Below are 12,721 nucleotides of genomic sequence, written 5' to 3' on the forward strand. Positions count from 1 at the left end.
TCAGCCACGGGCCAGGCTTTCATCGAAGGCAGCAGCACCGAACGAGGCAAGTGCGTTGCCGGTGAGCCGGAAGGTGGTCCACTCGTCCATCGGCACGGCCCCCAGGCTCTCGTAGAACGCGATGGACGGCTCGTTCCAGTCCAGCACGCTCCATTCCACCCTGGCATAGCCGTTCTCGACGGCGGTGGCGGCCAGGTGTTGCAACAGCGCCTTGCCGTGGCCCTCGCCGCGGGCCTCCGGGGTGACGTAGAGATCTTCGAGGTAGATCCCGTGCACGCCCTCCCACGTGGAGTAGTTCAGGAACCAGAGGGCGAAACCGCGGACTTCGCCGGCGTCGTTCTCCGCGATGTTCGCGTACACGCGGGGGTTGTCGCCGAACAGCACTCCGTGCAGCATCTCCGGGGTGTTCTTCACCGCGTCCGGCTCTTTTTCGTACACCGCCAGTTCGTGGATCATCTGGAGGATTGCGGGGACATCGGCCGGGGTTGCGGAACGGATCACACTCATGGATCCGAGCTTACTAAACCCCGCAGGCTCCCAAGCCTCGCTGCGCTCGTCTCGGGGCCCTCGCCTGCGTGGGCCCACCCGCCACCTCCCAAACCTCCACTGCGTCCCCACCGGAGCCTCAGAGGCGGTTGACCGCGGTCACCTTCACCACGGCGGTACCGCTCTCATCCGACGCCGCCAGATCGATCTCCGCAGAGATACCCCAGTCGCGGTTTCCGGCAGGGTCGTCGAAGATCTGCCGCACGCGCCAGATCCCGGGCTCCTCGGTGATGATCAGCAGGCCCGGGCCGCGGGCGTCCGGACCGTCGCCGATGTCGTCGTGTTCGTCGAAGTAGTCGTCGAGTGCCTCTTCCCAGCGGGGAGCATCCCAGCCGCTGCCGCCGTCGAGCTCTCCCAAGGCGGCCGAGTCCTCGGCCGCGAACAGTTCCACCCGCCGGAACATCTCGTTGCGGACCATTACCCGGAAGGCCCGGATGTTGCTCGTCAGGGCCGGCGGCGGGGGCGGGGGCGCGTCGTGCGGAGTGGGTGCTGCCCCGGAGGTGAGCTCTTCCCACTCGTCGAGCAGGCTCGAATCCACCTGGCGGACCAGCTCGCCCAGCCAGGCGACGAGGTCCTCCAGGTCCTCGCGCAGCGCGTCCTGCGGGACGGTCTGGCGCAGTGCGCGGAAGCCGTCCGCCAGATAGCGCAGCACGATGCCCTCGGAGCGGGCCAGGCCGTAGAACTGGACGAACTCCCCGAAGTTCATGGCGCGCTCGTACATGTCGCGGATGACGGACTTGGGTGCCAGCTCGAAGTCGCCCACCCAGGGGGCCGCCCGCCGGTACACCTCGAACGCGTCGCCGAGGATCTCGGCGAGCGGCTTCGGATAGCTGACGGATTCCAGCATGGCCATGCGCTGCTCGTACTCGATGCCGTCCGCCTTCATGGCGGCCACCGCTTCGCCACGGGCCTTCTTCTCCTGCGCGGAGAGGATCTGGCGGGGCTTCTCGAGGGTCGCCTCGATCACGGAGACGACGTCGAGGGCGTACGACGGCGACTCCGGGTCGAGCAGTTCCAGTGCCGCCAGCGCGAACGGCGAGAGCGGCTGGTTGAGGGCGAAGTTCGGCTGCAGGTGGACAGTCAGCCGGAGCGAGCGGCCTTCCTTTTCCCGCTCGGATTCCGGGATGCGTTCCACCACCCCGGCGGCAAGCAGTTCCCGGCAGATGCCCAGGGCCTTCTTCATCAGCTTCAGCTGCGCCGGCCGTGTTTCATGGTTTTCGCTCAGCAGCCGCCGGGCCGCCACGAACGGGTCGCCCGGGCGTTCCATGAGGTTCAGCACCATCGCATGCGTGATCGTGAAGCTGGAGGACAGGGGATCCGGCACCGACTCCACCAGTTTGTTGAACGTGGGCTGGCCCCAGGAGACGAAGCCCTCGGGTGGGCGCTTCTTGACCACCTGGCGCAGCTTCTTCTGGTCGTTGCCGAACTTCGCGGTGGCCTTGGCCATCGCCTTCGCGTTTTCCACGACGTGCTCCGGCGCCTGGACCACCACGGTGCCGGCGGTGTCATAGCCCGCGCGGCCGGCCCGGCCGGCGATCTGGTGGAACTCACGGGAGTTCAGCAGGCGGGTGCGCACGCCGTCGTACTTGCTCAGGGCGGTGAGCAGCACCGTGCGGATCGGCACGTTGATGCCGACGCCGAGGGTGTCGGTGCCGCAGATGACCTTCAGGAGTCCGGCCTGGGCCAGCTGTTCCACCAGGCGGCGGTACTTGGGCAGCATGCCGGCGTGGTGGACGCCGATGCCGTGCCGCACCAGGCGGTTGAGCGTCTTGCCGAAACCGGCGGCGAATCGGAAGCCGGCAATCAGCTCGGCGATCCGGTCCTTTTCCTCGCGCGTGCACATGTTGATGCTCATCAGGTTCTGTGCCCGCTCGATCGCCTCGAGCTGGCTGAAATGCACCACATACACCGGGACCTGCCTGGTCTCCAGCAGTTCCTCGAGGGTCTCGTGGACCGGGGTCTCCTGGTAGTAGTAGTGCAGCGGAATGGGACGTTCCGCGGAACTGACGGTCGCCGTCGGCCGTCCTGTGAGTTCCGTCAGTCCGCTTTCGAAGCGGCTTACGTCGCCAAGGGTCGCCGACATGAGCAGGAACTGGGCCTGCGGCAGTTCGAGCAGCGGCACCTGCCACGCCCAGCCGCGCTGCGGGTCGGAATAGAAGTGGAACTCGTCCATGATCACGGCGGACAGATCGGCAGCGGCACCCTCGCGCAGAGCGATGTTGGCCAGGATCTCGGCCGTGCAGCAGATGATCGGCGCGTCCTGGTTGACGCCCGAATCGCCCGTGATCATGCCGACGTTTTCGGCGCCGAAGATGTCGCACAGGGCGAAGAACTTCTCGGAAACCAGCGCCTTGATCGGGGCCGTGTAGTAGCTGCGGCCGCCGCGGGCCATTGCGGTGAAATGCGCGGCGATCGCAACGTGGGACTTCCCGGAACCCGTGGGCGTGGCAAGGATGACGTTCCCGCCCGAGGACAGTTCCATGATGGCTTCGTCCTGCGCCGGGTAGAGCTGGAGACCGCGGCTCTCCGTCCAGTCAACGAAGCGGGTGTAGATATCGTCCGGGTCGGGGGATGCGCCGTCCGGGCCGCCGAGTGACATGCCGGAGAGCTGCTCAAGAAGTTTCATTGCCTCCAGCTTAGTGTGGAGCCAGAAACCCACGAGGAGGCAGCAGTTGGCACAGGCCATGACATGGGACCCGGGCAAGTACGTGCAGTTCGGCGACTACCGGGACAGACCGTTCTTCGACCTGACAGCCCGGATCGGTGCGGCCTCGCCCCGCCAGGTGGTGGACCTTGGCTGCGGGCCCGGAAACCTGACGGCCACGTTGGCGGCACGCTGGCCGGAGGCTTCAGTTTTGGGCCTCGACTCCTCGCCCGACATGCTGCAGCGTGCCGCCCGGCTGGTGAAAGGGCGGCCCCGGCTTGCCTTCGAAGCCGCCGACATCCAGGACTGGACGCCCGGGCCCGACTGCGACGTCGTGGTCAGCAATGCCGCGCTGCAGTGGGTCCCCGGCCACCTGGACCTGCTGCCCCGCTGGCTGGACGCCCTGCCGCCCGGGGCATGGTTCGCGCTGCAGGTCCCGGGCAACTTCGGGGCGCCGTCGCACACCCTGATGCGCCGGCTCGCCGGGTCGCCGGAATGGGCAAGGCAGCTGGACAGCGTGCTGCGCCATGATGAAGCCGTGGCCGGCCCCGCGGACTACCTCACCGTGATGCTCGACGCCGGGTGGACGGCCGACGCCTGGGAGACCAGCTACCAGCAACTGCTGCCGGGGCCGGATCCCGTGCTCGAATGGGTCCGTGGAACGGGCCTTCGCCCGGTGCTGGCCGCCCTGTCCCGGGCGGAGGCGGACCGTTTCCAGGAGCAATATGCGGCCCTGCTGCGCGAGGCCTACCCGGTAGGCCGCCATGGCACCGTGTTCCCGTTCCGGCGGATCTTCGCGGTCGGGCACAAGCCCGGAGGCCCGCATGCGGACGCTTTGCCGGGAAGCCGGCGCGCATAGGCCGCCCTGCCTGTGATCTGCACTACAATGACAAGCGCGACAGTGGGGGCTGCATTCGTTTGGCGGCCGCAGCCTCCCGGACATGGAACGGAGGCCGGATGCTCGCAGCGCTCGTACTGCGGCGCCTTGCCCCGTACCGGCTGCACGTCGCGGCCATAGCGACCCTCCAATTGCTCCAGGTCGGGGCCACCCTCCTGCTTCCCACCCTGAATGCGGAGATCGTGGACGACGGCCTGGTCGCCGGCAACAGCGCCGTGGTGCTGGAAATCGGCGGACGGATGCTGGCGCTCGCCTTCGTCCAGGTGCTGGCAGCCGTGTCTGCTGCCTACCTTGGCGCCGTCGTCGCGATGAAGATCGGGCGCCGGCTCCGGCAGGAACTCTTCGAGAAGATCCATGCGCTGCCCACGCAGGAAGCGGAGCGCTTCGGACCGGCCAGCCTGGTGGTCCGCACCACCAACGATGTCCTCCAAGTCCAGACGGCAATGATCCTCGTGTTCAGCATGCTCGTTGCGGCACCAGTGATGGGCGTCGGCGGCGTCCTCCTGGCGGTGGCACAGGACGGAACCCTGGCATGGCTGGTGTTCGCCATCATTCCCTTGCTGATGCTCATCATGCTCCGGATCGTCCACAAGCTGGTCCCGTTGTACCGGCAGGGGCAGGGGCTCGTGGACCGCATCAACACGGTGATCCGGGAGCAGGTCATGGGTGTCATGGTGATCCGTGCATTCGTCCGGCGCCCCTACGAGAAGAAGCGCTTCGCCGCCGCCAACGGCGCACTGACGGCCAACAACCTCCGTTCGGCCCGCATCGTGGCGGTGATGCTCCCGCTGGTGATGATCGTGGTGAACCTTTCCTCCGTCGCGGTGGTGTGGCTTGGCGGGCTCAGGATTGTCAGCGGCGCGATGGAACTGGGCGCCCTGACCGCCTTCACCGCGTACATCATGCAGATCCTGCTCGCCATCATGATGGCCATGTATGTGCTCTCCGCCGCCCCCCGGGCCGAAGTCAGCGCCGAACGGATCAGCGAAGTCCTTGCCATCCCGGACGAGCGGCAGGCTGACGATGGGCTCGCGGGTTCCGCTGCCGCGCCGGCAGCCATGCATGGCAGGCATTCGTCGACGCCGCCACGGGAGCCATCCGGCCCGGTCCTCCGTTTCGAGGAGGTGTCCTTCGCCTTTCCCGGCGCCGAGGCCCGTGTGCTGGAAAACATCAGCTTCGAGGCGCTGCCCGGCACGACGACGGCCATCATCGGTTCCACCGGCAGCGGAAAGTCCACCCTCCTGCGGCTGGTGCCGAGGTTGCTCGAAGCCAGCAGCGGCCGCATCACCATCGGCGGCCAGGATACGCGCGGCATTCCCCTGGACGCATTGCGGCACAGCATCGCCGCCGTGCCGCAGCGGAACTGGCTCTTCGACGGAAGCGTCGCGGACAACCTCAGGATCTCGCTCCCGGCGGCGAGCGACACCCAACTGTGGGAGGCGCTGGAAGCGGCGCAGGCGGCGTCATTCGTTTCGGCTCTTCCGGACGGCATCCATACGGTCCTCGCACAGGGCGGCGGGCTCTCCGGCGGACAGAAGCAGCGGCTGTGCATTGCCCGCGCCCTCCTGCGGCCGGCGTCGATCCATCTCTTCGACGACAGCTTCTCCGCGCTGGACGCCCTCACCGAAACCCGGATCTTCGAGGCACTGGTGCCGCGACTCTCCACGTCCGTGGTGCTCATGGTGGCCCAACGGGTGCGCAGCATCGAAACCGCGGACCGGATCCTCGTGGTGGACAATGGCAGGATCGTCGGCAGCGGCACCCATGCCGCTCTGTTGGCCGGGTCCCGGCACTACCGGGAAATCGTCGCCTCCCAGCTCGAAACGGCGGACGGGTCATGACGCGGCCCGCAGATGCGGCTGAGGGAGGCGACCGCCCGCAGCGGCGGCGGCGCGGGTGGGCCCTGCTCCGCCTGGTCGAGCTGCTGGAACCGTCGCGTGCGGCGATGACCGGTGCGCTTTTGTGTATTGCATGCTTCGTTGTCCTCAACGTCTCCGCACCCAAAATCCTTGGTGACGCCACAGATGTCGTCGCCCAAGCCGTACTGGGCGGAAGCTTCAATTCCGGGCGCTTCGTTGCTCTGCTGGTTCCGGTCATGGCAATGTACATCGTTGCTTCGCTGCTGAGCTGGGCTCAGGGCAGGTTGACCGCTGGCGCCGTCCAGGGCCTCGCCTACCGGCTTCGGGAAGCTGTCGAAGACAAGCTGCACCGCGTCGCGGTGGCCTACTACGACGGCCGCAGCCGCGGTGATTTGCTGAGCCGGGCGAGCAACGACCTCGACAACGTGGCCCAGCTCCTCAACCAGCTGCTCGGCCAGTTGATCACGTCCTTGCTGATGGTCTTCGCCTCGCTGTGCATGATGCTGCTGATTTCGCCGCTGCTCGCGCTGGTGGCCATCCTGACCGTCCCGGTCTCCATCCTGGTCTCCTATGCCGTGAGCAGGCCTGCCCAAGGCTACTTCGCAAGGCAATGGGCAGCCACCGGCGACGTCAATTCGATCGTGGAGGAATCGGCCTCCGGCCATGAGACGATCAAGCTCTTCGGCGCCCGGGGGTTGATGGCGGACCGCTTCGCGACGCGGAACAGGAACCTGTACACCGCCAGTGCCCGGGCGCAGTTCCTGTCCGGCTTGGTGCAGCCGCTCATGGCCTTCGTGTCGAACGCCAGCTACGTGGGCGTCGCCCTGGTAGGCGGACTCCAGTTCCTTGCCGGGGCCATGACGATCGGCGGGATCCAGGCTTTCATCCAGTTCAACCGCCTGTTCAGCCAACCGCTCGGACAGATCGGAGGGATGGTCCAGGCCTTCCAATCCTGCTCGGCCTCCGCCGCGAGGATCTTCGAACTGCTCGATGCCCCTGAGCTCCCGGCAGAAGCGGCGGCCGTGCCGGATTCCGCTTCGGCAAACGGCCGCCGCGGCGCGGTTTCCTTCGAACACATTTCCTTCGGCTACCGGCCCAACACCCCGGTCCTGGAAGATCTCTCCTTCACGGTGGATCCGGGCCAGACCGTGGCGATCGTCGGGCACACAGGCGCGGGCAAGACCACCGTGGTGAACCTGCTCATGCGCTTCCATGAACCCGACGCCGGGCGGATCACCGTGGACGGCGTGGACATCTCGCAGATGCCCCGCGACGCACTGCGGCAGCACTTCGGCGTCGTCCTGCAGGAACCCTGGATCTTCACCGGGACCATCCGGGAGAACATCGCCTACGGCGACCCCTCCGCCAGCGATGCGGACATCGTCGCCGCCGCCGAAGCGAGCCACGTGGACCACTTTGTCCGATCCCTCCCTGACGGTTACGCCACCATGCTCAGCAACGGCGGGGAACCGCTGAGCCAGGGGCAGCGGCAGCTGCTCAGCATCGCCCGGGCCCGGCTGTCAGGCCGGCCCGTCCTGGTCCTGGACGAGGCCACCAGCTGGGTGGATACCCGCACGGAGGTGCTGATCCGGCACGCCATGCACCGGCTCCGGAGCAACCGGACATCCTTCGTGATCGCGCACCGCTTGTCCACGATCAGGGACGCTGATCTAATTCTCGTCATGGACCACGGACGGATTGTCGAGCACGGAACGCACCAGACCCTGGTGGCCCTGGGTGGCCATTACGCCCGGCTGCACGAGGCCCAGTTCGCCGGGAGCGGCGAACCGGAGACACCGCTCGACGACGCCGGCACCGGGACTGCGCGATGAGCGCCCAAGCCGTGTTCCCGGGGGAGTGGCGCCCCAGCCAGACGAGTTCGGTGCCGCTTTTCGAACAGCTCCGCCTGCGGATCATCGACCTCGCGGACAGCGGCGCCCTCGCGGTGGGCAGCAGGCTGCCGGCCGTACGGAAACTGGCCGAGCAGCTTGACGTCGCCCCGCACACCGTGGCCCGCTCCTACAAGGAGCTCGAAGCCGCCGGCGTCGTCGCAACCCGGGGCCGGAACGGCACCGTGGTTTGCGCCCGCGACGAACGGCACAGCGTGCTGGCCGCCGTCGCGGCCGAATACGCGGCCGCGGCCAGGGCCCAGGGCGCCAGTTTCGCCGAGGCCGTCCAGCTTCTCGCGGCCGCCTACGACGAAGCGTAGGAGCATGCACCGCCACGGTGCAGGCCGCCGTCGGCGCTGGCCAGGGGCCGTGGCGGGCAGCCGGACGCGCACATGGAAATTCGAAGAAGTTTTCGATTAGCATTAGTGGGTGCCCAAAGCCGTAGCTGAAGACTCTGCCGTCGAAACCCTCAAGAGCGTTCCCCCTGCCCCTGTGCAGCCTGCCCGACATGACCTGTCCCGGCTGGTCGTCAAGGGTGCGCGGGAGCACAACCTTCGCAACGTCGACCTCGACCTGCCCCGTGACGCCATGATCGTGTTCACCGGCCTGTCCGGGTCCGGCAAGTCGTCGCTGGCGTTCGACACCATCTTCGCCGAAGGCCAGCGCCGTTACGTGGAATCCCTGTCAGCCTATGCCCGGCAGTTCCTCGGCCAGGTGGACAAGCCGGACGTCGACTTCATCGAAGGCCTGTCCCCGGCAGTGTCAATCGACCAGAAGTCCACTAGCAAAAACCCGCGATCCACGGTGGGTACCATCACCGAGATCTACGACTACATGCGCCTGCTGTGGGCCCGCGTCGGCCGCCCTCATTGCCCGATCTGCCATGAGCCAATCACCCGCCAGACCCCGCAGCAGATCGTCGACCAGCTCCTCGAGCTCGACGCCGGAACCCGGTTCCAGGTCCTCGCCCCGGTGGTTCGCGGGCGCAAGGGCGAGTTCGTCGAGCTCTTCAAGGAACTCACCGCCAAGGGCTACGCCCGCGCGCGGGTCGATGGCGAACTCATCCAGCTGAGCGATCCGCCTAAGCTCGGCAAGCAGTTCAAGCACACCATCGAAGTGGTGGTGGACCGCCTCGTGGTCAAGGAAGGCATCAGCCAGCGCCTTACCGACTCGATCGAGACGGCGCTGGCGCTGGCCGAGGGCCGCGTGCTCGCGGAGTTCGTGGACCTGGATCCGGAGGACCCCGCCCGCATCCGGGCCTTCTCCGAGAACCTGGCCTGCCCCAACGAACACCCGCTGGCAATCGACGAGATCGAACCGCGGTCCTTCTCCTTCAACAACCCCTTTGGTGCCTGCCCGGCGTGCACGGGCATCGGCACCAAGCTCGAGGTGGACGAGGAACTCGTGGTTCCCAACCCCGAGCTCTCGCTCAACGAGGGGGCCATCGCCCCGTGGTCCCTGGGCACGGCCACCACTGAATACTGGAACCGTCTGCTGGAGGGCCTGGCCATGGAGCTCGGCTTCTCCATGGACACCGCCTGGGAGAAGCTGCCCGCGGAGGTCCGTGCCACCGTGCTGCACGGCAAGGACCACAAAGTGGTTGTGCAGTACCGCAACCGCTTCGGCCGGGAACGCAAGTACAGCACCGGGTTCGAGGGCGCCATCCAGTACGTGCACCGCAAGCACGGCGAGACCGATTCGGACTGGGCCCGCGACCGCTACGAAGAGTACATGCGCCAGATCCCGTGCCCGGAATGCAACGGCGCACGCCTGAACCCGGCCTCCCTCTCGGTGCTGATCAACGGCAAGTCCATCGCGGAAGTATCGGCCCTGCCCATGCGGGAGTGCGCCGCGTTCCTCGGCAACCTCACCCTGACCGGCCGTGAAGCCCAGATCGCCCACCAGGTCCTCAAGGAAATCCAGGCCCGCCTGACCTTCCTCCTGGACGTCGGGCTTGAATACCTGAACCTCGAACGCCCCTCCGGCACCCTGTCCGGCGGCGAAGCCCAGCGCATCCGCCTGGCCACGCAGATCGGTTCCGGCCTCGTCGGTGTGCTCTATGTCCTGGACGAGCCCTCCATCGGCCTTCACCAGAAGGACAACCGCCGGCTCATCGAAACCCTCACCCGGCTGCGCAATCTCGGCAACACCCTGATCGTCGTCGAACACGACGAAGACACCATCCACGAAGCCGACTGGGTGGTGGACATCGGGCCCGGCGCCGGCGAGCACGGCGGCCAGGTGGTCCATTCCGGTACCTACAAGGAACTGCTGGAGAACCGGGAGTCACTCACCGGTGACTACCTGTCCGGCCGCCGCAGCATCGAGGTCCCCGCCAAACGGCGCAAGTACGACAAAAAGCGGGAACTGAAGGTCGTCGGCGCCCGCGAGAACAACCTCAACAACGTGGACGCCACCTTCCCTCTGGGGCTGCTCACCGCGGTCACCGGCGTCAGCGGCTCCGGGAAGTCCACCCTGGTCAACGAGATTCTGTACAAGGTGCTGGCGAACAAGCTTAACGGCGCCAAGCAGGTGGCCGGACGGCACCGTTCAGTGCAGGGCCTTGAGCATCTGGACAAGGTAGTGCATGTGGACCAGAGCCCCATCGGACGCACCCCGCGGTCCAACCCGGCCACCTATACGGGCGTTTTCGACAACATCCGGAAGCTCTTCGCCGAGACCACCGAGGCCAAGGTCCGCGGCTACCAGCCCGGCCGCTTCTCCTTCAACGTCAAGGGCGGTCGCTGCGAGGCCTGCTCGGGCGACGGCACCCTGAAGATTGAGATGAACTTCCTCCCGGACGTCTACGTTCCCTGCGAGGTCTGCCACGGTGCGCGCTACAACCGCGAAACCCTGGAAGTCCACTACAAGGGCAAGACCATCGCCGATGTGCTGAACATGCCCATCGAGGAAGGGGCGGAGTTCTTCGCGGCTTTCACCCCGATCGCCCGGCACCTGAACACCCTGGTGGACGTCGGCCTTGGCTATGTCCGCCTCGGCCAGCCGGCCACCACCCTGTCCGGCGGCGAGGCACAGCGTGTGAAGCTCGCCTCGGAACTGCAGAAGCGTTCCAACGGGCGCAGCATCTACGTCCTGGACGAACCCACCACGGGCCTGCATTTCGAGGACATCCGCAAGCTCCTCCTGGTGCTCCAGGGCCTGGTGGACAAGGGGAACACGGTGATCACCATCGAGCACAACCTGGATGTCATCAAGTCCGCCGACTGGATCGTGGACCTCGGCCCCAACGGTGGTTCCGGCGGCGGGCGCATCGTGGCAACGGGCACCCCGGAACAGGTCGCCAAGTCCCCGGACAGCCACACGGGAACCTTCCTCGCCGAGATCCTGGGCCGGGCATAGACGCCCCGGCCGGAGAACGGGACGGCGTGCCCCGCCGCCGCCAAGAAGTATTCCCCGGCCGGAATGTGAATTTCAGGCATGCCTGAACTCGTGAGAAACTAACCCGGTGACTCAAACATCGGTGCCCGTAATCTTCGATCTGGACGGCACCCTTGTCGATCCTGCCGGCGGAATCACAGGCGGGATCGCCGCCGCGCTGGGCGAGATGGGATTGCCCGTCCCGGGGCAGGAAACCCTGGATTCCATGGTCGGTCCCAAACTCAGCGACTCCATGGGAACCATCGCGGGCGTTCCCGTGGAGCTGGTCGGGGAAGCGATCACCCGCTACCGGGCCCACTATCTGGCCACCGGAATCGCGGCCAGCCGGCTCTACCCCGGTATCCACGGACTGCTGGACCACTTCTCCGCCTCAGGGCGGCCCGTTGCCGTCGCAACCCAGAAGCCGCAGGGGCTGGCCCGGGTGGTCCTGGAGCACCACGGCATTGCCGGGTTCTTCACGGCGATCTGCGGATCGTCCGACGACGAGTCCCCGGACGCGGTGCTGCCGTCAGGCAGGAGCGTGCCCGCCGGAAAGATCGAGATCGTGGGCGCGGCCCTTGCCGGGCTGGGTGGCCAGTGCGCGGTGATGGTCGGGGACCGGCACCAGGATGTTGCAGGAGCCATGGCCAACGGCCTGGACTGCGTCGGAGTCCGCTGGGGGTTCGCCCCGGACGGGGAGCTTGAAGGAGCCGGCGCCATCGCTGTGGTGCACACTGCTGATGAGTTGCGGAAGAAGATTGAAGAATTGGACGTTGTCCGTGCGGCGGCGCTGAGCGAGGTGCAGAACGATGGAAGCCTTTGATGTCATCCGCTGGACAACCCGTGGACTGATTTCCGGAAGCTGCCGGCCAACGGTCATCGGCCTGGAGAACGTGCCCAAGGACGGTCCGTTCATCGTCGCTCCCAACCACCTTTCCTTCCTCGACAGCGTGATCGTCCAGGCGCTCATGCCGCGTCCGGTCGCCTTCTTCGCCAAGGCCGAATACTTCACCGGCAAGGGCTTCAAGGGCCGTGCCATGAAGGCGTTCTTCAAGGCCGTGGGCTCCATTCCGGTGGAACGCGGCGAGCAGGCCGCCAGTGTGCAGGCCCTCAAGACTCTGCTGGACATCCTCGAAGCGGGCCGCGGCATCGGCATCTACCCGGAGGGCACCCGCTCCCGCGACGGCCTGCTGTACCGCGGCCGGACCGGCGTCGGCTGGCTTGCCCTCACCACCGGCGCCCCGGTGATCCCGGTGGGCCTGATCGGCACGGACAAGCTCCAGTCGATCGAAACCAATGCCGTCCGCCCGCAGCACTTCACCATGAAGGTGGGCGAGCCCCTGTACTTCGAGAAGACGGGACCGGACCACTCGCTTCCGGCCCGCCGCGAGGTCACGGACCGGATCATGGACGCCATCGCGGAGCTGAGCGGGCAGGAACGCGCGGCCGGCTACAACCAGAGCAAGAGCGCCGAGTAGCCCTGGCGGCGGCGCGCCCTTTCCCTTAC

General features: G+C 67.0%; 9 protein-coding genes. 7 read left to right on the forward strand and 2 right to left on the reverse strand.

Annotation, left to right across the window (positions count from 1 at the left end):
• Together ACN9M4_RS09940 and ACN9M4_RS09945 are read right to left on the reverse strand one after the other, a co-directional pair.
• Positions 1-507 (reverse strand): GNAT family N-acetyltransferase, encoded by a 507-nt coding sequence (locus tag ACN9M4_RS09940; RefSeq protein WP_426303353.1) that lies wholly within the window; start codon positions 505-507, stop codon positions 1-3.
• Positions 508-625: 118 nt separating this feature from the next.
• Positions 626-3,172, reverse strand: a complete 2,547-nt coding sequence (locus tag ACN9M4_RS09945) for a DEAD/DEAH box helicase (RefSeq protein ID WP_426303354.1) — start codon at positions 3,170-3,172, stop codon at positions 626-628.
• Between the two features lie 58 nt (positions 3,173-3,230).
• On the opposite strand from ACN9M4_RS09945, the gene ACN9M4_RS09950 reads away from it, so the two are divergent.
• From ACN9M4_RS09950 to ACN9M4_RS09980, 7 genes are all read left to right on the forward strand, one after another.
• Positions 3,231-4,049 carry a trans-aconitate 2-methyltransferase gene (locus tag ACN9M4_RS09950; protein ID WP_426297417.1) on the forward strand — a complete coding sequence of 273 codons (819 nt, stop codon included), beginning with the start codon at positions 3,231-3,233 and terminating at the stop codon, positions 4,047-4,049.
• Between the two features lie 98 nt (positions 4,050-4,147).
• Positions 4,148-5,929: an ABC transporter ATP-binding protein gene (locus ACN9M4_RS09955; protein ID WP_426297419.1), complete on the forward strand. Its 1,782-nt coding sequence runs from the start codon at positions 4,148-4,150 to the stop codon at positions 5,927-5,929.
• Complete coding sequence (locus tag ACN9M4_RS09960; RefSeq protein ID WP_426297421.1) at positions 5,926-7,779, forward strand: ABC transporter ATP-binding protein; 1,854 nt, start codon at positions 5,926-5,928, stop codon at positions 7,777-7,779. Before ACN9M4_RS09955 ends, ACN9M4_RS09960 begins: the two co-directional genes overlap by 4 nt.
• On the forward strand, positions 7,776-8,156 hold the full coding sequence (locus ACN9M4_RS09965) for a GntR family transcriptional regulator (protein WP_426297423.1): 381 nt from the start codon (positions 7,776-7,778) through the stop codon (positions 8,154-8,156). The genes ACN9M4_RS09960 and ACN9M4_RS09965 overlap by 4 nt, the downstream gene beginning before the upstream one ends.
• Before the next feature lie 109 nt (positions 8,157-8,265).
• Positions 8,266-11,196: an excinuclease ABC subunit UvrA gene (uvrA, locus tag ACN9M4_RS09970; protein WP_426297425.1), complete on the forward strand. Its 2,931-nt coding sequence runs from the start codon at positions 8,266-8,268 to the stop codon at positions 11,194-11,196.
• A gap of 106 nt (positions 11,197-11,302) precedes the next feature.
• The gene (locus tag ACN9M4_RS09975) at positions 11,303-12,037 is read left to right on the forward strand and encodes an HAD hydrolase-like protein (RefSeq protein ID WP_426297427.1); all 735 of its coding nucleotides are present in this window, start codon (positions 11,303-11,305) and stop codon (positions 12,035-12,037) included.
• On the forward strand, positions 12,024-12,692 hold the full coding sequence (locus ACN9M4_RS09980) for a lysophospholipid acyltransferase family protein (protein WP_426297429.1): 669 nt from the start codon (positions 12,024-12,026) through the stop codon (positions 12,690-12,692). Before ACN9M4_RS09975 ends, ACN9M4_RS09980 begins: the two co-directional genes overlap by 14 nt.
• Positions 12,693-12,721: the final 29 nt, after the last annotated feature.

It is taken from the genome of Arthrobacter sp. R-11, from assembly GCF_049913155.1.
In the GTDB taxonomy this organism is placed as follows: Bacteria; Actinomycetota; Actinomycetes; order Actinomycetales; family Micrococcaceae; genus Arthrobacter.

Coding starts and splice junctions, on each gene's coding strand:
- ACN9M4_RS09960 (WP_426297421.1), top strand. CDS start 5,926: ATGACGCGGCCCGCAGATGCGGCTGAGGGAGGCGACCGCCCGCAGCGG.
- ACN9M4_RS09955 (WP_426297419.1), top strand. CDS start 4,148: ATGCTCGCAGCGCTCGTACTGCGGCGCCTTGCCCCGTACCGGCTGCAC.
- ACN9M4_RS09965 (WP_426297423.1), top strand. CDS start 7,776: ATGAGCGCCCAAGCCGTGTTCCCGGGGGAGTGGCGCCCCAGCCAGACG.
- ACN9M4_RS09980 (WP_426297429.1), top strand. CDS start 12,024: ATGGAAGCCTTTGATGTCATCCGCTGGACAACCCGTGGACTGATTTCC.
- ACN9M4_RS09950 (WP_426297417.1), top strand. CDS start 3,231: ATGACATGGGACCCGGGCAAGTACGTGCAGTTCGGCGACTACCGGGAC.
- ACN9M4_RS09945 (WP_426303354.1), bottom strand. CDS start 3,172: ATGAAACTTCTTGAGCAGCTCTCCGGCATGTCACTCGGCGGCCCGGAC.
- ACN9M4_RS09940 (WP_426303353.1), bottom strand. CDS start 507: ATGAGTGTGATCCGTTCCGCAACCCCGGCCGATGTCCCCGCAATCCTC.